The organism is Pseudomonas sp. HPB0071 (assembly GCF_000478505.2).
Lineage (GTDB): Bacteria > Pseudomonadota > Gammaproteobacteria > Pseudomonadales > Pseudomonadaceae > Chryseomonas > Chryseomonas luteola.
Map to the genome: position 1 here is coordinate 4,121,938 of NZ_KI517367.1, position 21,640 is coordinate 4,143,577.

Sequence of the window (21,640 nt, forward strand, 5' to 3'; positions counted from 1 at the left end):
TTCCCTTACGCGACGCTCGACAGGGCGCTAAGCTCCTGCTCGCCCAGAAGCTGACGCGGCTCGACAAGCTGGATCATGCGCTTCTGCTTGGGCAGGTTTGCCACGCGACCAAACAGGCGCTGCTGTTCACTCGACAGTGCCGGTGCAGGCTCGATAAGGTTGCGTGAGATTTTCAGCACTTCAGCGACCGAATCCACGATAAAGCCGGTGCGCAGATCATTGATGACAAACACCATGATGCGCTGGCGATCATTGTTCTCGATGCTCGGTAATCCGAAGCGGCGGCGCTGATCGATTACCGGCAGCACAACGCCACGCAGGTTCATGACACCCTCGACAAAGGAAGGCGCCTTGGGTACATGCGTCAGGTTTTCCGGGACACGAACGATCTCCTGGACGCTGTCGATGGGTACGCCAAACTCTTCGTTACCCAAACGGAACACCACCAGTTGCTCTTCGTCGTCGTTATCAATCTGATCGAGCAGCTCTTCGTCCACGCTCGGCTCCTTATCATTCGTATTCAAAACACGTTGCACCGACTGGTGCTGGAACAAGCGCTCTGCTGACACGACGGAAACCAGTCGCTTGCCATTTTGCAGGCGGCATAAACCGGTCAGCTCAGCCATGTTCTGGTCTCGCGCCAGCATTGGCGGCATGGGCTCAACCTGAGAGCCGGGCACTCGCAAAACTTCATTAACACTATCGAGAATGATCCCAACCGATACCCCGGCGAGACTTACCACCAGGATGCGGCTGCGCTCGTCAGTCTCCTGACTGGGCAAATGGAACATCTCGCGTAGCGATACCAGAGGCAGCAGGCGCTGACGCAGCGTCATGACACCGCGTACATGGGACGCCGTCTTGGGTACAGAGACGATATGCTCGGGAACCTGGACGATTTCCTGAACATCCTCGATCGCGATACCGTATTCCTGACTGTCTACGGTAAAGCTGACCAACTGAAGCTCATCACTGTCCTCATCCTCATCGGCGGTGTCAGGCAGAACGGACATGCTGCTGGCCATGACGGTACGCTGGAGCAGACTGTTCTCGCTGAAGCTGTCTCGGATCAGGGCCTGGAAATCCAGGATCATGACCAGTTCGTGGCCGCCAACCTGCTTGAGCAGCCCTGTCAGGAGCCGGGTGTTGATCGTGGACTGGACATGGCTGACCGGCTCGATCTGATCGTCTTCCACCATAATGACACTGGCAACACGGTCAACCACGAAACCCAGCGGCTGGCCCAAATTGAGCACAATGGCGCGGGTCGAATCATCGGCATCGCGGGCTTCCATGTTGAACAAGGTCCGCAGGCAGATAATCGGCAACACGTTACCGCGCAGGTTGGCCAGACCGTTCAGGGCTGGCGGTGTTAGTGGTACACGGATCACCTCTGGTACACGGATGATTTCCTGCACAGGCAACATCTCGACCGCGAACACCTCCTCACCGACGGTGAACGTTACGAACTGATGCCCTTGAGCCAGCTCGTCGTCATCTCCTCCCTCGCCGCGTACGACGAGGGCTTCATTTGCAGTTGTTTGAGTCATCTCGATCCCCTCACTTCAGGGATTTAGGCGCTTTGCAGCTCATCAGCCAGGGAGGCAATTTCTTCAATGGCGGCGGACAGCTCCTCAGCACCCTGCGACTGCTGCTTGGCAGCAGCGGCGGCTTCCTGAGCCGCGTGCTCGGCTTCCTGGGCGGCGGCAGAGATCTGGTCGATACCGGATTTCACCTGGGTGATGCTGGCGCTGATCTCTTCGGCAGATTTCAGAATGTCGGAAGAACCCACTTCTACACTGGCGATGTCACCGGCCATGCTGTCCAGGTTGCGGGTAATCACCGTTGCCTTCTGAGCTTCTGCCAGGGCAGCGCTGATGATTTCTTCCAGGTCGCGACCCACTACCCCGATCTGGTCCTGAACGGCTTTCACCAGATCCTTGATGCGGTCAGCGTTCTCAGCGGAGTCATGGGCCAGGTTACGGATATCGGTCGCCACGACGACGAAGCCTTTACCGAACTCACCGGCTCGGGCCGCTTCGATAGAGCCGTTCACGGCCAGCATGTTGGTCTGGATGGAAACCGTGGTAATCGCGTCAACAATCTTGTCGATCCGGCGGGAGATCAGTTCCAGATCCTTGATCTGGCTCAGGCTGGCGCGAGTCGCTTCGATGGACGACGTCACACCATTGACCATGGCGTCGATGTTGCCCTTGTTGGCCCCCATCAGCGTCTTGATGGCATTCGCCTTCTCCAGGCTGGCCGTTGCACGGCCTTGCGCCAATTCCAGACCTTTTTCGATCTGAGTGACCGCTGCAGCGGACTCTTCGGTAGCAGCAGCCTGCGTTTGTGCGCCTTGGCGGATCTGGTCGATTACCAGAGAAATCTGGCTGGACGCACGATTGATCTCCTGAACAGCCGAAGACAGCTCTTCAGCCGCTGAGGCAACCTCTTCGGCGCTTTTGCTGACATCAGTTGAGCTCTTCAGCTCTTCAGCCAGCTCTGAAAGACTTTGAGCGGCCTGCTCGCACTCAGCCAGGGCCTGGGCCTGCTCGTCTACCGTCTTGGCGGATTCCTCGGCCGCGGCGGACTGCTGCTCGGCAGCGGAGGCAATGGAATCTGCACCGCGCAAGGCCTGTTGGGCAGCAGCGCTGCTTTGAACAGCGCCCGCGGCGATGTCCTGCGCACCTTTTACAATTTCTATGCAATCCAGACGAATCTGTTCAAGCTGCTGGGTGATGGTGCCACCCTTCTCTACTTCGGTCTGGATGGTTTCAGCGGAGCGGTTAATGCCCTGGGCAATGTTTTCCACGTCATGCTGGATCTTGCCGACCATGTCGGAAATCTGCTTGGCACTCTTCTCAGAGGTTTCTGCCAGGGTGCGGACTTCGTCAGCCACTACGGCAAAGCCTTTACCATGCTTGCCTGCACGGGCGGCTTCAATGGCAGCGTTCAATGCCAGAAGATTGGTTTGGTCAGCGATACGGCCAACAGCCTTGACGATCTCGCCAATGTTAGCGGCCTGCTGCTTAAGCTCAGCGACGCGGTCAACCGAGCCGGACTGACGCTCTGCCGCAACACGAACGTTGGCAATGAGCGCTACTACGTCAGTATTGACCGCCGCAGCCAGGCGCTGCATGGCCTCGGATTTTTCCTGGGCAACCGCAGCGCTTTGCTGCTGAAGCTCAATGGAGCGGCCTACGATCTCGAAAGCTTTCAGGGACTGCTGAGCAGCGCCGGAAGCTTCCTCTGCACCACTGGCGATCTGATCGGCGGCACGCTTGAGCTCTTCTGCAGCAGAAGCGGCTTCATTCACGCCTGTAGACAGCTGATTGGTTGCAGCAGCAATGCGCTCGGCTGCCTGCTGCTGCTTGGCCAGTGTACGGGCACGCTTGCGCTGTGCCTCAGCGTCACGGGCAACGGTACGGGATACGACTTTTTCAGCCGCGGCGGAAGGCGTGGTGGGTTTCTTGACCAGGGCCATGAAGGTTTCCTCAACTACGAGCAATGGTTTCATTGATAAATGGATGCATACGCAGCTGGGTGGCTCCTGCTCACTCCAAAGCGTGCGGCCTGTCTGATGTAGGCCGAAACACTTCGGCTCGCCTGACATCCACGGCAGGCATATTTAAGCGTCGTTGATCAAGAGAAACTATCGGGGAGAACCTGAGGTAAAACGCCTGCTTTTCCTAAGAAAAAACCTGAAACATCTAAGCCACCGAGCGGCTAAAGTTTCAGGATGGATGGCAGAATCGAAGGCCTGCCACGCCGTAAGCTCAAAAAAAAGCCGCTCTACAGCGGAGCGGCTTTTTGACACTGCAAGCTGAAAGAACTAAGTCATTTACCTAATGGCAATATGCTTTTCCTCAAAAATAACGGCGTCAACCGGCGGACTGATCAAGAACCCCTGCATCTGGTCACAATGCAATTCCTCTAATAACCGTTGTTGCTCCAGCGACTCGACACCTTCGGCCACAACCGTCATCGACAAGGCGTGAGCCATCTCAATGACGCTTTTCACAATGGCACGATCAGAAGCATTGCTGGCCATCTCGTTAAGAAAGCATCGATCAATCTTGAGTGTGTCCGGCACAAAGGAACGCAAACTTCCCAAGGTCGAATAACCCGTACCGAAGTCGTCCACTGCTATCCGGACGCCCAACGTTTTTAGATCATTGATGATGGCGCTCGACTCGCTGCCTGCCTCAGGCATGATGGACTCGGTAAGCTCCAGTTCCAGGCAGCCCGGCTCAATACCATGTCGCTCCAAACTGGCTCGCACTTGCTCGCATAGGTCGGGTTGCAGCTGGCGAAGCGACAGGTTCACCGCTACTACAAAATGGCCTAGCCCTCTTGATTGCCACTCAGCCAGTTGCGCCAGAGCCTGGTCGATACACCAGAGCCCAACGGGCACGATCAGGCCGGTTTCCTCAAGCAATGAAATGAACCGTAGCGGACTAAGGAGACCATGAGCTGGATGTTCCCAGCGAATCAGGGCCTCGGCGCCACATACCTGTTGATTAGCCATATCCACTTTGGGCTGGTAATACAGAACGAACTCGTTTTGATCGATCGCACGACTAAGTTCAGCTTCAAGCTTAAGCGTATCGAAGCTGTGCTTGAGCAATCCTTGGTTGAAGAATTGATACCCATTGCGCCCAGATTTCTGTACGGCGTACACGGCAGCATTGGCGTTCTTGATCAATTGCTCAGCCGTTTCACCGTCCAATGGATACTGAGCTACACCAATGCAGCCTGTTAGCCGGATCGATTCTGTCGCCAATAAGAAATGCTCATCAAGCGACTGAAGCAAGGCCTTGATAACATCATGCACATGCGCCATTTCCTCCTCTCGGCTCAACAGTACCGCAAACTCATCGCTGGCTAGATTAGCAAGGTAGCCCTTTGCACCTAATACGGTCTGGAAACGCTCGGAAACCTGATTGACCAATTCATCCCGTATACGCTGACCCAGGCATTGCTGGACCCATTTGATACGATCAAGCCCAATGAAGAGTACCGAGAACTCGCGATTACCCTTTCCAGCCTGAACACATTGCTCTTCCAGGCGTTTATGGAACATGACTCGGTTGGGTAACCCACTTAAACTATCGAAATGCGCAGCCGCATAAAGTTGTTCCTGGTAGGTGCGCGCCTCGGTGATGTCTTCGGCGATACCCACAATACGAGCAACCTCTCCTTGGGCGTTCGGAAATGGAAAAGCCTTATTACGGACCCACAAAAGTTTACCGTTGGCATCGACTGAGCGGTACTCGACCTCAGCAGACCGGTGATGCCAGATCACCTCTTGATGAAAGCGCTCAACCAAGGGTTGATCATCCTGATGGACAAGGCTGATCCATTGTGTCGCATTCTCGTATAACAACTCAGGAGAATGTCCCCATATTTTTTGGAAGGCTGGGCTTACATAGCTGACTTTTTCCTTGGAAATGTCATATACCCAGAAGACATGAGGAAGATATTCAACCATTTCCCTGAAACGAGCTTCACTTTCTTGAAGCTGAGCTAAAAGGTCTCGCTGAAAATCGATATCCATCAGCGATCCTGCGAAGCGCACCAGTACATCCCCTTCCCGCTCGGCCTTGCCACGGATCCTGAACCAATGCCAGCCCATAGCCGTTTGCAGACGCAGCTCGATATCAAATGGCGCGTCATGCACCAGATGGCATTCAAGCATAGATACCAACGCCTCGGTCTCATCGGGATGAGTCTGTTCAATCAACCACTGTGGAAACGGTTGATGCTCATCAGGGATGCTTCCTATCAATTCAATAAACCGCTCGGACAGGTAAAGCGCTTTACGCTGCGGGATCCACTCCCACAACCCATCGCTCGAGCCTTCGTAAATCAACTTGAGCCGTTGGGCCTGAGTATTTAGTGTTCGCTGAAGACGAGCCGTTTCGGTGACATCCTCATGCACAATGAGTAATTGCTTCTGCTCAGTGTCCATTAGCAGGGCAAACATCTTGAAGACGCGAACCTCATCCCCCAAGTCCATCTTAAACTCCAGGCTGAAAGGATCACCTTCTCCATCTAGCAGAGACTGGAGTTTAGCCAAAATAGTCTGCGCCACGGCCCCACCCCGGCCTGCCATACCTGCACAGAATTTCAGGTAATTCGTTCCAGCATCCGGCCAGTCCCACTGGGCGGGATGGGTATCAATAAACTGGGTCCACGCTTGATTGACGGTAATTACAGTACCGGCTTCGTCCAATACACATACCAACTGAGGTAGTGCATCAAGAATACTGCGTGTAAAGGCTTCTGCTTGAATCAGGCGCTGCTCACGATGCTTCTGCAAGGACACATCCTGCATGCAACCGACCAAAAGGCCTTGGGGATGAGCTTTAGGGCGAAGCACCACGCCTGCAAATTGAAAGTTTCTCCATGCTCCCGACCGCCCGACGTGCCGGAGACGTAAAGAGACACTCAAGGAAGCTTTTCCCTCGGTCAAATCCAGCAGCGCTGAAACCAGCCCCAGACGATCATCAGGATGCAAATGCTTCATCAGCTCATCCTGATGCGAACCACCTGCCTCCATGGAAATATTCAGGAGCTGTATCGCCTGCTCGGATAACATAAGTTCACGCGAGGCCAGATCGAATTGCCAATCGGCGAAACGACCAATTTCCTGAGCCAAGCGCAGGCGAGTTTCTGTTGTCTGGCTCTGTTGGACGCTGGCGACATCCGAGGTGATGTTGCTAAAGAACACCGTGATACCGTTAGGCCGTGGATAGGCGCTGACACGATGCCATTGCTGAAAAGGCCGAAAATAAAATTCGAAATGACGAGGGAAACCGGAATACATCACATCCCGATAAGCCGAACCGAGTTCCCGATCTTCATCCTCTGGGTAAAGATCCCAGATGTAAGCGCCCAATAGCTCTTTTCGTGTGCGCCTGAGCAGGACCTCAGCCATCTCATTGACTTGAATGAAACGCCACTCCTGATCGAGCCGATACATTCCTTCATCAAGGTTATTTAGAAGAGCATCAAATTCATCGTGGGTGTCTTTAAGCTTGGTAGCGTTACGCTGAGCTTCGGTAATGTCCCAAGAGAACGCCAATATCGTCTCGATGTGCCCTTGCTGCCCACGGACAGGCAGGACCAGTACATCCCACCATTTGGCTGTGCCATTGAGCGTGTCACATTGGCCAACAAAACGCCCCGGCACGCCCAAACAGGCCTGATCAAATTCCTGACGCGCCTTTGGAGCCCATTCGTCTTTCCAGAAGCTCAACCAATCCGCGCCGTGGACCTGCTCGGAATTGCAAACGTCCATGAGCAATCGACCCTGGTCATTCATGCTTAAAAGACGACCGCTCAAGTCAATCTCTTTAAGGCATACGTCAGGCGACTGGGTAAGGACCGAACTGAACTGCGCCAACAAGTGGTTGTGTATGTGCTGCTGTTTGATTCTCGTCTTCAGCCGAGCCACTTTTCCCGAAAGATAGCTGACCGAAATAACCAACCCGCAAACGATCAGGAGATGAATATCGATATCGTAGGGGTGGGGATCAATGACATACCAGACCAGACACCCTACAAGGGTAACCAGCCCGCAAACGCTGAACGCTTGCCAAGCCAGACGGTTTACCGTGGCCATTGTCAGCGCGCCCCCCCAGATCAGTAACGCAACCTCTAGCCGGCCAAGGCCCAGGCAAAGGAGACTGACCATGGAAACGCCCAAGCAGAACGCCCACGAGTAGGACACTGGAAATGAAGCAGAAGGTGCGTCTGAAGCATCATGACGTGAGAGATAATGCTCCAGGAAACGATCAGCCTGGGACGAAAATGAAGACATAGGGCACTCTTTCAATAGCCAGTGACCTAGTGTGCGAAACTTGCGCCACCTTGACTATCAGGGAATTCCCTAAGCCAATAAGCTGTTAATCCTCAGGGCTTATCAAGCCTTTACGTACAGCGTATAAAACCAGCGAGGGCACATCATGCAGATTAAGGCGATCCATGATTTGCGAGCGATGGGTATCTACGGTTTTTACACTGAGTCCAAGGCCCTGAGCGATATCACGTGTCGAGCAACCACGTGCAATCAAACGCAAGATTTCTGTTTGCCTGGGCGTCAATACCGAACCGCCGCTACTACTCTCGCGTGGCCGGCCTTCAACGATAGCGGACTGAATAACGGTCTGGGCAATACCGGGACTTAAATACGACTCGTTGCGTGCCAGGGCTTGCAAAGCAAGGTCTAGCTCCTGTGCAGCCGCATCCTTGAGCAGATAGCCCCGCGCACCTAGGCGTAATGCAGCCAGAACATAGTCAGGTGTAGCATGCATGGAAAGCATAAGAATCTGAACATCTGGATACTGTTCACGCCATTGGCGTAGCGCATCGAGACCACTAAGGTGCTTCATGCTGATATCCAATAATAAGATGTCCGGTTTATGCTCCCGCAGAATACTTTCTACATCGGAGCCATCCCCTCCTTCCGCCACAACCTCATAGCCAGGCTGGTCTTCGACCAAAGACCGCAGCCCAGCCCTGATCAAGGCATGATCATCAACGAGCGCTACACGGGTTACCAAGCTCATTCTCCTTTCATCAATTAGTCGCAACAGGCAGAACCGCTGTGATACGTGTGCCTACGCCCGATATGCTTGAGATCCTGACCTTCCCGTTTAAAGAAGCCACCCGCTCATGCATGCTGGTAAGCCCCAGACTTCTGGCTCCCTGAGACGCATTGCTGACATCAAATCCGCAACCATCATCCAATATCTCTAACCTTAGCCCCTCGACGTCATAACTTAAGGTGATCCTTACAGAAGCCGCCTGCGCATGCTTGGCTACATTGTTCACGGCCTCTTGAATGATTCTGAACGCAACAACCGCCATGTCGGCTGACAGGTTATCCAACGTCCCTTCAACATTCAGCTCCCATTGAGTAGACGTAGCTCCTAGAAATTGGGACAGATGCCACCGCACGGCAGCTTCAAGTCCTAATGTTTCAAGTTGTAGCGGATGAAGGGACAACGAGAGGCTTTTCACCTTGGCCAAGGCATCATTTACGCTTTGGCCAAGGTCGGTAGCTAATGTTTTGACTTCAGATTCATGGTCGAGTTTGCGAACAAGTCGTTGCAGGTGCAGCTTGATGCCTGTGAGCTGCTGCCCAATATCATCATGCAGATCACGGGCCAGCTGTCGGCGCTCAAACTCCTGCACCTCGATCAGCCGCTGGGACAGACGTTGCAAGCTCTTGTTGGCTACCTCCAGGTCCCGGCGCATCTGAGAGGCTTGACTGATATCCCGAACAAGCAACTGCACGTCACGGTGTCCATGCTCTTCAAGAATGATTTCAGCCAATTCAGCCTCGAATTCTGAGCCGTCCAGCCGTAATAATGTGATATGCCTGAATGTCTGCTCTTGCGTCAGACCTTTATGCAAGGCATCAAGGCGGTCCATCTCGCGCTCCCGATGATCCGGATGGAAACACAGCCCGATATCCAGCGCCCGTAACCGTGCACCTGAATGTTCGGCGAACATATGGCAGGCGGCGTTATTAGCGTATGTAACACGCCCCTGATGGATGATCAGTACACCTTCAGGAAGGGTGTCAACCATATGTTCATAACGCTTTTGCTGCCTCGCCAACGCCTGCTCGGCCACCTTGATCTCGGATACGTCGATAAACGTCCCGAACAGCGTTCGGGCGACTCCCTGTTCATCTCCTATTAGCTGAGTACGCTCAAACACGTAGCGAAGCTCTCCATTATTTGGAGTAACCCGATACTCATGAGTGGTCTGCCCCACCGAAGCCGCCTCATGATATATCTTGGCCATGCGCGCTCGATCATCCCGGTGAATAAGAGAAAGAAAGCGCTCGAAGGTAAGTTCTTCCTGTCTGGGGTCCAGGTTGAGGATTGAATAAATCTCAGGCGACCAGCGAATCGACTGGTCTTTTAGATCCCGCTCCCAATAACCCATCATGCCAATATGCTGGGCCAGCTCAAGCTGCCTCAAGCTATTGGCCAGCTTTTTCTCAAGCTCGAAATGGGCGCTAACGTTTTGTGCCATCAGAAGCCCGTAAGGCTCATGTTTGAAAATATGCTCATGGCAAAGCACATCTACATCCATGGAATTGCCGGATTGATTGACATGCTTGCGAATACCAGAAAGATGCTGACTGTTAATACCGTTTTTATGGGTGCGATTTTTAAATTCATCCCTATCACTGGATGCGTACAAGTCAGTGATCTTCAGCTGGGCAAATTGAGCACTGGTGTAACCATAAGTCCTGTGAGCCGCCTCGTTTGCCTTAATGATAACGAGACTGTGCTTGTCATAGAGCCACATGGGTGCTGGATGAATTTCGAATAACGCTCGGTAATCGCCTTCCGATTGGCTGATCAGTCGCTGGGTCTGAATCGCAATTTGAGCCAGCCGCTTGATAAACCACCATCCCGTGATGGCCGTGAACAAGGTAAATAGCAGCCCGCGAAGTGTATAGCTCCATTCAGGAAGCTTTAATGTCTCAATGACAAAGGACGTACCTACGACCCAAAGGACACCCACTACGGTATATACCAGAACCAGTCGCCACGGGGCTGCCAGCAGGACATTTCGAGAGGACGATACGTGGGTGTCAATATCGGATGAACGCATAAACATCAAAGGACGGATTACCTATTCAAGTGACTCGCCTCAACACGAGGTGCTTATCTAACTAGTAGCACTGAATGGCCGTTTGGCTAAGTAAATCGACGCTGCATATCCCTTGAAACTGTCATCAGCCCAGCCTTTCCATAAGGATGTCGGCCTTTCCTTGATAAGCTTTACGTTTATAGCTGAAACGATTCATTACGTTCTTCTCAATAATTACGTATGACGTGTTCAAACGAGCTGGGATTGTTGGCATCTACTCCTCAAATAGGCTGGTATTACTACTCGCCTGATGACCGTTCAGCTGCTAAAGCCGCTCTAGCTGGGAGGCTGGGGAACCAGAGCCCGAGAAGCCCAGTCGGAATTGACAAGCGCTGAATCATCAGCGCGACCAGGTCCAAGTTCCTTGCAGCATTGAGGTGAGATGCCATGATGATCATCGATATCACCCGCAGCTATGCGCGCAATGTGTCTGCTGTGGCACGTATTCAAACTATTCAAGCCGCTAACGACGCTGATGCCGGTAGTGTTGATAACACCCCCCTTCCGCCTGAAAGCCCTACTTCGCTTTAAACCCACCGACTGAATCAGCCGATAAAGCCGCGCTTCGCGGCTTTTTGATTCCTAAGGACTCTGGATGATGTCCATCGACTGGTCGACATTTCTCTCCTCTCCGTGGCTGGCTACTCTGGTAGCGGCATGTGTTTCGATGGCGATCGCCAGTATTGCCGTACTGGTTATTTCTACTGTACTTAAACGAATCGCGCGGCCTTTTTTGCTGGCCCAAACACTGATCCGCTACTCCGAGCGCCCTGCCCGGTTTCTGATCCCGCTGATAGCCTTGCAAGGCGTATTGGGCTCAGCGCCTGACACCCTGCCCCTGATCGGTGGCTTAAGGCACCTGACGGCCCTGATCACAATCGCTGCCTTTACTTGGCTGGGTTTACGGTGCGTAAAAGCCATTGGCGCGACCATTTCCATCCGTCACCCGGTCAATATTGAAGATAACCTTCGTGCCAGACGTATCCAGACCCAGACGCGCGTCATGGTGCGCAGCCTAGGTTTTGTCGTCTTTCTGGTAGGCCTGTCGTCCATGCTGATGACGTTTCCCGAGGTCAGGCAAATCGGTGCCAGTCTGCTCGCTTCCGCTGGTGTGGCCGGTATCGTGGCGGGTATCGCCGCACGCCCTGTACTAGGCAATCTCATTGCCGGTCTGCAGATTGCCGTGACCCAACCCATTCGAATTGATGATGTCGTGATTGTCGAGGGGGAATGGGGCCGGGTTGAAGAGATTACCGGAACCTATGTCGTGGTACGGATCTGGGATGATCGTCGCTTGGTAGTACCCCTGCAGTACTTTATCGAGAAGCCTTTTCAGAACTGGACCCGCACCAATTCCAGCCTCATGGGATCAGTCTTCATGTGGGTGGACTATTCTCTCCCGATGGAGCCGATACGCGCTGAATTGGAGCGCGTGTGCAATGAAGTGCCCCATTTGTGGGATGGCCGTGTGTGCGTCTTGCAAGTTACGGATGCTTCGGACAGAGCTATACAGCTACGCGTCCTCGTTACCTCTCCAGACTCATCTAAGAACTGGGATCTACGCTGCCATGTACGTGAGCGTCTGATTGCCTTCGTAAATCGGGAATTTCCAGAGTGTTTGCCTCAGCTGCGGGCGGAAGTGGGCACACAAATCAAACGGCCCCACTCAGGATCCGACGAAATGCACAACACGCCAGCTAGACAGCCTGAAATCTGAATTTAAGGCGATTACGCAGAGTACTGTCGCGTAATTGTAACGATCTTCGCTAAAGCTACAGGGGCGTGCTTTATTTCCAGCCCACCAGAAGCGGCACGGTTCTAGCACGTTCGTCAAATGTGCATACCCAACCAGGAAACTTAGGCGAGCTGGCGCAGGTCATCTTTTATGCAGACTGGACTATCGGGCGCAACCTTGCAACGCCCCTTTGTCCAGTCCCTTACAGGGGGACGTCGCCAGGGGGCTGTAAGCAGCATGGCTGTGGACGTTTTTGATCGGTATGTCGGCTTCGACGAGAAGCGTTCATTGGGCAAACCTCAGTCATTACTGCTTTTTGGGAGCGCAATATGGCAAATGCCGTTGTGGGGAAATTTGAAACGCTTGTAGCTGCGAACTCAGCAGAAGTGCGCAATGCCAATCGCTTCCCTACTCAAACCGACGAGCGCCAGCTCAAGCTGAGCTCAGTCGTTGAAACACGTAAGCGTATTTTGTTCGTAACACCCGAGATTACCGATTTCGTAAAAGCTGGTGGCCTGGGAGAAGTCTCCGCTGCCCTGCCACGCGCGTTGTCTTCCAAGCATGACGTCCGGGTTCTTATTCCCGGCTATCGTCCTGTCATGGATGCCATCCGCGACGAAATGCAGATTGTCGGACGTATTCCGGCACTGGCTGCCATGCCTGCCTGCGACATCGCCCGTGTCGATCAGGAAGACGGTCTCGTGATTTATGTGTTGGTCTGCCCCGAACTCTATGAGCTTCCGGGCACACCTTATGCCGATACCCATGGTGCCGACTGGGTCGACAACCATATCCGCTTTGGTCGCCTGGCTTCGGCGGCAGCGGATCTGGCAGCAGGCACGGCGTCCATTCGCTGGTGCCCTGATCTCCTGCACTTGAATGACTGGCAGACAGGCCTGGCCGCAGGTTATGTGCAATGGCGCGGACTGAAAACACCATCAGTGATGACCATTCACAACCTGGCCTATCAAGGCGTATTCCCCCGTTACTGCATGGCAGACCTCGGTATCCCGGCCGAAGCATTTTCCATTGACGGTCTTGAGTATTACGGCAAGATCTCCTTTCTCAAGGCAGGCTTGAGCTACGCCAGTCACATTACGACGGTAAGCCAGACTTATGCCAAGGAAATCACCACACCCGAGTTTGGTTGTGGGCTGGAAGGTCTGCTTCAGGTCAAGGCCAAGCAGGGCAAGCTGTCCGGAATCCTCAACGGAATCGACGAGGGCTGGGATCCTTGCAATGACCCGCACCTGTGCCAAAGCTTTTCTCCCTATGACTGGGCAGGCAAGCGGGCCAATGCAGACCGTATCCGTGAGGATTTCGGTCTTGAAGTTTCTGAAGGTCCCCTGTTCGCGGTCGTTTCCCGTCTGGTGCACCAAAAAGGTATCGATCTGACCATTGAAGCAGTTGACCATATCGTCTCTCGCGGTGGCCAATTGGTGATCATTGGTTGCGGAGAGCCTGCGGTCGAGCGCGCAGTGAATGAGCTGTCCAAGCGCTACAAGGGTCGTGTTGGCGTACACGTAGGTTTCTGCGAGACCGAAGCTCGCCGCATGTTTGCAGGCAGCGACTTCCTGCTGATGCCCTCTCGCTTCGAGCCTTGTGGCTTGAGCCAGATGTATGCGCAGCGCTTTGCCTCTCTACCAATTGCTCGCCGCACAGGTGGCTTGGCGGACAGTATTGAAGATGGTGTTACCGGTTTCCTGTTCGACAAGCACACTCTGGAAAGCTACACGAAGTCCATTGATCGTGCGTTCGAAGTGTTCGAGCGTAAGGATCTGCTTCAAGCCATGCGTCGACGCGCCATGAGCGGCCCGTTCTACTGGTCTCAGAGCGCTCAACCGTACGATGAGCTCTATCAATCGCTGCTTTCTAAAGTTCGTCAGGAACAAGCTGCGATCTGATTCAACTTTAGCGCCATCTTTCTGGTCATAGAAAGAACACTCCCGCCTTCATGGCGGGAGCGCGCACCACAAACCGAACCTGCACCCACGTGCCTTACCCTGCCCTCCACTGGGAGACAGAACGCATGAAGGACTTGTCACGCCCGTCCAAAAATAACCGCTACGCCTGGCAATGCACGGCTGGCGCCACTCTTCTCTCCGACAATCGTACCCAATTCTGTTTCTGGGCCCCCAGCGCCACGGCTGTCGACGTAGTTCTCGATGGCGGCATGATTGTTCCCATGCAAGCCCTCGATGGGGGTTGGTTCAGCGCTGAAGCCGCCTGTGGTGTCGGCACACGCTACCGCTATCGTATCGGTGACCTTCTGGTTCCCGATCCTGCGTCCCGGGCCCAGGCGGGTGACGTACATGAAGCCAGCATTGTCATTGATCCGCATACCTATGAATGGCGTCATACCCAATGGAGCGGCCGCCCCTGGCACGAGAGTGTTATCTACGAGGTCCACGTCGGTACGCTGGGTGGATTCAAAGGCGTTGCAGATATTCTGCCCAAGCTGGCTGCACTCGGAGTCACGGCCATCGAGCTGATGCCGCTGAGCGAATTCCCTGGCGGTCGCAACTGGGGTTATGACGGTGTGCTGCCCTACGCCGTGGAATCCTCCTACGGCACGCCTGAAGATCTCAAGGCCATGATCGATACGGCCCATGAGCATGGTCTTATGGTGTTCCTTGATGTGGTCTACAACCACTTCGGCCCGGACGGCAACTACCTGCACGCCTATGCCGAAAAATTCTTCCGTGAAGACATCCACACGCCCTGGGGTGCAGCCATCGACTTCCGTCAACAGGCCGTACGCAGCTATTTCAAGGACAATGCCCTGATGTGGCTGATGGAATACCGCTTCGACGGCCTGCGCTTCGATGCGGTCCATGCCATTGGTGACAAGGGTTTCCTCATGGAAATGGCAGACGAGATTCGCTCAACGGTCGAGCCGGGTCGCCATGTGCATCTCGTTCTGGAAAACGAGGACAACACCGCCTCCCTCTTGGGCGGCGTACATTACGATGGGCAGTGGGCGGATGACTGGCACAATGTGATTCATCCCATGATTACCGGTGAGAACGAAGGGTACTACCAGGACTTTACCCAAGACGCCACTGCTAAGCTGGTTCGTTGCCTGAGCGAGGGCTTTATCTACCAGGGCGAAGACACTCGCCACGGCAAGGGGCGCGGGGAGCCGAGCAGCCATCTGCAACCAACGGCCTTTGTCATCTTCCTGCAGAACCACGACCAGATTGGCAACCGTGCCCTTGGTGAGCGCCTGACACTTCTCGCCCCAGAGAATGCTCTAAAAGCCGCTACGACTCTCTTGCTGCTCAGCCCCATGATTCCACTGCTCTTCATTGGTGAGGAATGGGGTAGCCGGCAGCCCTTCCTATTCTTTACCAGTCATAACGAAGAGTTAGCCAAGCTGGTAAGAGATGGTCGTCGCAACGAGTTCAAGGATTTCGAATTCTTCACCCATGAGGAAAACCGAGAAAAGATCCCGGACCCTAATGCGGTTACCACCTTTGAAGATTCGAAGCCCAATTTTGGAGAAGCGGACCAGCCAGATCATGCCTTGTGGGTCGGACTCTACAAAAAGCTTCTCGAGATTCGCCATCAGGAGATCATTCCGCGTCTGCCTGGTGCTCGTCCAGCAGAGGCTAAAGCGTTAGGCGAAAAGGCGGTCACCGCCTGCTGGACGCTGGGTGATGGTGCCCGCCTCACGTTGGAAGTCAACCTGAGCGAGCAAGCCGTTTCTGTCGATACCAAACAACCGGGTCGACTGCTCTTCGCCAGCACGGATAGCGGTCTCTCCACGCGCGAACAAGGCCAACTGGCTGGGCATACCGCCCTCGCCTGGCTGGAGGATGCTCAATGAACGATTCTGACCAACTGCACGCACTGGCAGAAAAAGCTGGCATCTCCATTCACTGGGATGCCTATGACGGCACGCCTCAACAGGTATCGGATGAGGCCTTGTGTAGTCTGCTCGCCGCACTTGGCTTGCCCGCAGATTCGGAGGCGGACATCAAGGCCAGCCTGGCCAAACTGGATGAGCTGGAAGACAGCGAAAACCTTCCTCCCCTCATTACCGGAGACTGCAACAAGCCTGTCGGCCGGACAGGTCAGTTCAAGGCTGGACAGACCTATGCGATTACCCTTGAATCGGGTAGCAGCGTGACCGGCAAGGTGGACGGGAACGGCCAACTCACGCCCATCGACACCATGGGCTATCACACCCTGAAAATAGGCGAACAGCAGGTCACCCTGGCGATTGCACCCGAGCGCTGTTACAGCATTGCCGATGCCCTGGGTAAACCCGAACCGCGAACTTGGGGCTTGGCCGTGCAGGTGTATAGCCTGCGTCGTCCGGGGGATGGTGGCCTGGGTGATCTGAAAGCGCTCGAAGAGTTTGTCCGCTCGGCGGCAGAGCTGGGCGCCGATGCGGTTGCTATCAGCCCGCTGCATGCCATGTTCAGTGCTGACGGCAATCGTTACAGCCCCTATTCGCCCTCCAGCCGGATGTTTCTCAATATCCTGAATGCTTCTCCTGCCGCGATTCTGGGTGAGGAAGCGCTCAAACACGCCTTGGATAAGACCGGCCTAGCGCAGGAGTGGTCCCGCCTGGAGGGACTGGAGATGGTCGACTGGCCTGCCGTGGCCAAGACTCGCCTTCGTGTATTTAGAGCGCTATTCATGGACTTCCGTGTGAAAAGCGGTGAGTTGCAGGACGATTTCAAGGCCTTCCGCCAACAGGGTGGCGAAGCGCTGGAAAACCACTGCCGGTTCGAAGCGCTACATGCATCCTTTGCCCATGGTACCGCGGCGCCCAGCTGGCAGCACTGGCCAAAGGAATATCAGGACCCTCAAAATCCTGCTGTCGCCACGTTTGCTGAAACTCATGCACAAGACGTGGAGTTCTATGCGTTCACGCAGTGGCTGGCCGCCCGCGGCCTGGAAAGCGCACAAAAGGCTGCTCAAGCGTCAGGTATGAAAATCGGCCTTGTTGCTGATATTGCCGTAGGCGCCGATGGCGGCGGCAGTCAGGCCTGGAGCCGGCAGGAAGAGCTGCTGTCGTCTGTCAACGTTGGAGCACCACCCGACCTGCTCAACCAGCGCGGCCAGGGCTGGGGCATTTCTGCATTCTCGCCGTCTGGTTTGCAGCGCCACGGCTTTCGGGCGTTCCTTGAAATGCTCAAGGCAAATTTTGCCCATGCAGGCGGTGTACGTATCGACCATGTGATGGGTCTGCAACGACTGTGGCTGGTGCCCGAGGGCGCCTCACCGGCCGATGGCGCCTATCTGTCTTATCCCATTCAAGACATGCTTCGTCTGGTGGCAATCGAGTCCTGGCGTAACGAATGTATTGTCATGGGTGAAGACTTGGGCACCGTACCGGAAGGGTTTCGTGAGCGTCTGATGGAAAAGTCCATCATGGGCATGCAAGTGCTGATGTTTGAGCGCGACGAGGACCAGAACTTCAAAGAGATCGAAGATTGGAACAATACCTCCATCGCCATGACCACGACGCACGATCTTCCTACCATGACTGGCTGGTGGATTGCGCGTGATGTCGAATGGCAGGCCCGGCTGGAACAGTTGGCGGAAGACACCACCGAAGAAAAAGAAAAGCAGAATCGTGCAGAGGATCGCCAGCGCCTGGCCAAGACATTGGGCCTGAAAGACACCAGCCCTGATAGCGCCAAAGCGGCTGTGGATGCCTGCATAAGCCATATCGGTAAAACACCGGCACCGCTGGTTATCCTGCCGGTTGAAGATGCCTTGGGCCTGGAAGAACAAGCCAACCTGCCCGGCACTATCGATAGCCACCCCAATTGGCGCCGTCGCTGGCCGGATCAGGCCAGCACCCTACTCAATAACGAAACCCCCAAGCGTCGCCTGCAGTTACTGGCGGCAGCCCGTCAAGAAGCGGAGAGCCACTCATCATGAGCCCAGTGCGCGCGACTGTTCGCCTGCAGTTTCACAAGGACTTTACCTTGGACGATGCCATTCCCCTGGTCGATTATTTTGCCGACCTGGGCATCAGTCATATCTATGCCTCCCCCATCACCACGGCCAGAGCCGGCTCGGTTCACGGCTATGACGTTGTGGACCCCACCCGCGTCAATCCTGAATTGGGCGGTGAAGAGGCCTTGCGCCGTTTGGTTGCCCGTCTGCGCGAGCGTGGCATGGGACTGATCGTCGACTTTGTACCCAACCACATGAGCGTGGGCGGATCGGAGAATGCGTGGTGGCTGGATGTGCTCAAATGGGGACGCCATAGCCCATACGCCAAATTCTACGACATCAATTGGTACAGCCCCGACCCTGAATTGCATGGTCAGCTACTGCTGCCTTTCTTGGGTGGCGCTTATGGTGACATTCTGCAGGCCGGTGAGTTGAAGCTGGTATTTGATGAGAAAGACGGTTTCCGGGTCGAGTACTACGCGCACCATTTCCCTATTTCACCGCCTACCTACGCCGATATCCTACGCGCAAGCGATGCCTCCGAGTTGCGCCTGTTTGCCGATGCGTTCGAGGCCCGCGAGGGTGACCGTGAAGGCGCCAACGAGGCCGTTACCCAGTTGGCAGAAAGTGCTCGTCAAAACCCTGCAGTCAAGGCAGCGCTGGACCAATGCCTGGCAGCTTTCGATGCAAGCGACGCGGCCAATCACGAGCGTCTGCATGCGCTGCTGGAGCGTCAACATTACCGTCTGGCAAGCTGGCGTACCGCTTCCGACGATATCAACTGGCGCCGCTTCTTCGATATCACCGAATTGGGTGGCCTGCGCATGGAGCGCCCCGAGGTCTTCGACGCGCTGCATGCCATGATTTTCCGACTGATCGGCGAAGGCTTGATCGACGGTCTGCGCCTGGACCATATCGACGGTCTGGCCAATCCCCGTGGCTATTGCCGCAAGCTGCGTAGACAGATCGATACGATCTGCCAGAGCCGTTCCAACGGCACGCCTGAAGGCGGCTTCCCCATTTATGTGGAGAAGATCCTTGCCGAGGGCGAGCACCTGCGTGGCGACTGGGGCATTGACGGCACCACCGGCTATGAGTTCATGAACGAAGTGTCGGGGGTTATGCATGATCCGGCCGGCGAAAAACCTCTGAACGAATTCTGGGCTGAAAAGACCGGACGCCCAGCCGACTTCATGGAAGAAGTTCGTGAGGCGCGCCGCCTCGTGGTGACTACTGCACTGGCCAGTGAATTCGAATCCACTGCGCATACCTTGCATGTTGTGGCTCAGCAGGACTGGCGTACCCGTGACATCAGCCTGGGTTCCATTAGGCGCGTCTTGCTTGAGCTGATTACCTACTTCCCGGTTTACCGCACTTACGCCAGCGCAGCCGGCTTTACTGGTGAGGATGAAAAGTTCTTCCAGAAAGCCGTAGACGGTGCGCGCCCCAATCTTTCGGAAGCCGAGCTACCAGTACTGGAGCTGCTGCATGAATGGTTGGGTGGCAAGGCTCCCTGCCGTCAGCCGGTGGGTAGCGTGGCACGTCGCGAGCAGCGTCGCGCTATTACCAAGTTCCAGCAGCTGACCTCACCCGTTGCAGCCAAGGCCGTGGAAGACACCTCCTGTTACCGCTCAGGCGCCCTGCTCTCGCGCAACGATGTGGGATTCGACCCACAGAACTTCAGCCAGAGCACAGAAGAGTTCCATGCAAGCAGCAAACTGCGGTCCGAGCAGTTCCCACGCAACATGCTGACTACCGCGACCCATGACCACAAACGCGGCGAAGACACACGCGCACGCCTCGCGGTCATCTCCGAAATGGCTGATCTCTATACCCAGGCTGCAACCCGCTGGTTGGAGATGGGTTCACCGCTGCGGGGAACCTTTGCTGACAAGCCTGCCCCTACCCCGGGTGATGAGCTGATGCTCTACCAAACCCTGCTGGCCAGCTGGCCGCTTGATCTGGCAGCCGATGACAAGCAGGGGCTTCAGGCGTATCTGGATCGTCTCCTGCCCTGGCAGGAAAAAGCCTTACGTGAAGAGAAGCTTGAGTCAGACTGGTGGACGCCTAATACCGAATACGAAGCAGCGTGCCGTAATTTCCTGGAACAATTGATCACCGGTGAAAAAGGCGGGGCACTTCGTAAGGAAATTGTCGAGATGGTAGCCCGTATCGCTCCTGCAGGTGCGCTGAACGGCATGACCCAGGCGGTGCTTAGAATGACCGCACCCGGTGTACCGGACCTCTATCAGGGATGTGACTTCTGGGATCTGAGTCTGGTCGAGCCTGACAACCGCCGTCCGGTGGACTATCCGCCTCGCATCGCTGCGCTGAAAGAGGCCAAGGCCCCGGCAGAGCTGCTTTCTAGCTGGAAGGATGGCCGCGTCAAGCAGAGTGTGATTGCAAGAACCCTGGCGGCCCGTACCTCTCATGCGGATGTGTTTCTCAAGGGCCAGTACATACCGCTGGAAGTCTCGGGAGCACAGGCGAGCCACGTACTGGCATTCGCCCGTGAGTATCAGGGCAAGGCCGCTATCGTTATTGTACCGCTGCGCGTTTGGCGCTTCATTGGGGAGAATCCCAGTCCCTCTTTTGAGGCATCAGCATGGCAGGACACTTCTGTAAAAGTGCCAAAACAGTTCGTCGATCAAATTTTTACGGAAACTTTCAGCCATTCATCTGTCCATGTGAAACAGAGTGAACTTTCATTAAGCGAGCTTCTTGCGAGCTTTCCTCTTGGTTTATTGATTACACAAGACCTGTCACAAGGAGAGACATTATAATGAGTCAACGCACCGAACGCATTCAGCAGCTCGCCTACCAGATTTGGGAGTCCGAAGGTCGTCCTGCTCATCAAGAGCATCGCCATTGGGAAATGGCTACCAAGCTCTATGAAGCCGAGCAGCAGCAAGGTGTAGCGCCTGAAGCTGCAGCAGCGCCTGTAGCCAAGCCCAAGAAGCCTCGTGCAACCAAGCCCAAGGCTGCCTCGCTGGCCGAAAAAGCGGTCGAAAAGGTCAAGGAAGCCGTTAAGCCCAAGACTGAAAAGCCTCCGGTCGAAAAAACCACAGCTGCCGCTGCAGCGCCCAAGAAGCCCCGTGCTCCGCGTGCCAAGACCGTACCTAAAGAGTAAGTCCTGCCTTAATGTCTCTGCCCCTTCTGCTACTAGCAGAAGGGGTAAACACTTTTTCTCTTTGATATGTGGCTCTGCTTATATATCAAAAGGCCATATACCTTTTATCCGGATACTATCAACAGCCGATAAAAGGCTGGAACTAGCCTTACCTCTGCGTATCAATTCCAGCACTC

The 21,640-nt window shown here is 54.9% G+C and carries 12 protein-coding genes and 1 pseudogene; 7 read left to right on the plus strand and 6 right to left on the minus strand.

All coding sequences use genetic code 11. The features are described from left to right. Positions 1 to 5 precede the first annotated feature (5 nt). The 6 genes and pseudogenes from HMPREF1487_RS19130 to HMPREF1487_RS19150 all read right to left on the minus strand — a co-directional run bounded on the left by HMPREF1487_RS19130 (position 6) and on the right by HMPREF1487_RS19150 (position 10,641). On the minus strand, positions 6 to 1,550 hold the full coding sequence (locus tag HMPREF1487_RS19130) for a chemotaxis protein CheW (protein ID WP_010798355.1): 1,545 nt from the start codon (positions 1,548 to 1,550) through the stop codon (positions 6 to 8). A 23-nt stretch (positions 1,551 to 1,573) separates the two neighbouring features. Next, the gene (locus HMPREF1487_RS28440) at positions 1,574 to 2,227 is read right to left on the minus strand and encodes a methyl-accepting chemotaxis protein (protein ID WP_371106389.1); all 654 of its coding nucleotides are present in this window, start codon (positions 2,225 to 2,227) and stop codon (positions 1,574 to 1,576) included. 447 nt (positions 2,228 to 2,674) lie between these two features. Continuing rightward, a pseudogene (locus tag HMPREF1487_RS28445) lies at positions 2,675 to 3,613 on the minus strand (methyl-accepting chemotaxis protein); the annotation flags it as partial. Between the two features lie 228 nt (positions 3,614 to 3,841). After that, positions 3,842 to 7,825, minus strand: coding sequence for a sensor domain-containing protein (locus HMPREF1487_RS26375; RefSeq protein ID WP_010798357.1), 3,984 nt, complete (start codon positions 7,823 to 7,825; stop codon positions 3,842 to 3,844). 85 nt (positions 7,826 to 7,910) lie between these two features. Next, the gene (locus tag HMPREF1487_RS19145; protein ID WP_010798358.1) at positions 7,911 to 8,567 is read right to left on the minus strand and encodes a response regulator; all 657 of its coding nucleotides are present in this window, start codon (positions 8,565 to 8,567) and stop codon (positions 7,911 to 7,913) included. A 16-nt stretch (positions 8,568 to 8,583) separates the two neighbouring features. Then, positions 8,584 to 10,641, minus strand: a complete 2,058-nt coding sequence (locus HMPREF1487_RS19150; protein WP_177325222.1) for a sensor histidine kinase — start codon at positions 10,639 to 10,641, stop codon at positions 8,584 to 8,586. Positions 10,642 to 11,067: 426 nt separating this feature from the next. On the opposite strand from HMPREF1487_RS19150, the gene HMPREF1487_RS27355 reads away from it, so the two are divergent. The 7 genes from HMPREF1487_RS27355 (at position 11,068) to HMPREF1487_RS19180 (ending at position 21,464) form a co-directional block, all read left to right on the plus strand. Continuing rightward, positions 11,068 to 11,211: a hypothetical protein gene (locus HMPREF1487_RS27355; RefSeq protein WP_010798360.1), complete on the plus strand. Its 144-nt coding sequence runs from the start codon at positions 11,068 to 11,070 to the stop codon at positions 11,209 to 11,211. A gap of 64 nt (positions 11,212 to 11,275) precedes the next feature. After that, complete coding sequence (locus HMPREF1487_RS19155) at positions 11,276 to 12,397, plus strand: mechanosensitive ion channel family protein (protein WP_037030259.1); 1,122 nt, start codon at positions 11,276 to 11,278, stop codon at positions 12,395 to 12,397. 347 nt (positions 12,398 to 12,744) lie between these two features. Beyond that, positions 12,745 to 14,319 (plus strand): glycogen synthase GlgA, encoded by a 1,575-nt coding sequence (glgA, locus tag HMPREF1487_RS19160; RefSeq protein WP_010798363.1) that lies wholly within the window; start codon positions 12,745 to 12,747, stop codon positions 14,317 to 14,319. A gap of 125 nt (positions 14,320 to 14,444) precedes the next feature. After that, on the plus strand, positions 14,445 to 16,244 hold the full coding sequence (gene treZ / locus HMPREF1487_RS19165) for a malto-oligosyltrehalose trehalohydrolase (RefSeq protein ID WP_010798364.1): 1,800 nt from the start codon (positions 14,445 to 14,447) through the stop codon (positions 16,242 to 16,244). Beyond that, a complete protein-coding gene (gene malQ / locus HMPREF1487_RS19170; RefSeq protein ID WP_010798365.1) occupies positions 16,241 to 18,316 on the plus strand; it encodes a 4-alpha-glucanotransferase in 2,076 nt (691 codons plus the stop codon). Before treZ ends, malQ begins: the two co-directional genes overlap by 4 nt. Then, entirely contained in the window at positions 18,313 to 21,117 is a 2,805-nt protein-coding gene (gene treY, locus HMPREF1487_RS19175) for a malto-oligosyltrehalose synthase (RefSeq protein ID WP_010798366.1), read from the plus strand. Before malQ ends, treY begins: the two co-directional genes overlap by 4 nt. Then, on the plus strand, positions 21,117 to 21,464 hold the full coding sequence (locus HMPREF1487_RS19180; protein ID WP_010798367.1) for a DUF2934 domain-containing protein: 348 nt from the start codon (positions 21,117 to 21,119) through the stop codon (positions 21,462 to 21,464). Before treY ends, HMPREF1487_RS19180 begins: the two co-directional genes overlap by 1 nt. The last annotated feature ends 176 nt before the right edge of the window (positions 21,465 to 21,640 follow it).

Excerpts from the sequence above, each read along its gene's own strand:
- HMPREF1487_RS19130 (WP_010798355.1), bottom strand. The coding sequence starts at position 1,550 with ATGACTCAAACAACTGCAAATGAAGCCCTCGTCGTACGCGGCGAGGGA.
- HMPREF1487_RS28440 (WP_371106389.1), bottom strand. The coding sequence starts at position 2,227 with ATGGGGGCCAACAAGGGCAACATCGACGCCATGGTCAATGGTGTGACG.
- HMPREF1487_RS26375 (WP_010798357.1), bottom strand. The coding sequence starts at position 7,825 with ATGTCTTCATTTTCGTCCCAGGCTGATCGTTTCCTGGAGCATTATCTC.
- HMPREF1487_RS19150 (WP_177325222.1), bottom strand. The coding sequence starts at position 10,641 with ATGCGTTCATCCGATATTGACACCCACGTATCGTCCTCTCGAAATGTC.
- HMPREF1487_RS27355 (WP_010798360.1), top strand. The coding sequence starts at position 11,068 with ATGATGATCATCGATATCACCCGCAGCTATGCGCGCAATGTGTCTGCT.
- HMPREF1487_RS19155 (WP_037030259.1), top strand. The coding sequence starts at position 11,276 with ATGATGTCCATCGACTGGTCGACATTTCTCTCCTCTCCGTGGCTGGCT.
- glgA (WP_010798363.1), top strand. The coding sequence starts at position 12,745 with ATGGCAAATGCCGTTGTGGGGAAATTTGAAACGCTTGTAGCTGCGAAC.
- treZ (WP_010798364.1), top strand. The coding sequence starts at position 14,445 with ATGAAGGACTTGTCACGCCCGTCCAAAAATAACCGCTACGCCTGGCAA.
- malQ (WP_010798365.1), top strand. The coding sequence starts at position 16,241 with ATGAACGATTCTGACCAACTGCACGCACTGGCAGAAAAAGCTGGCATC.
- treY (WP_010798366.1), top strand. The coding sequence starts at position 18,313 with ATGAGCCCAGTGCGCGCGACTGTTCGCCTGCAGTTTCACAAGGACTTT.
- HMPREF1487_RS19180 (WP_010798367.1), top strand. The coding sequence starts at position 21,117 with ATGAGTCAACGCACCGAACGCATTCAGCAGCTCGCCTACCAGATTTGG.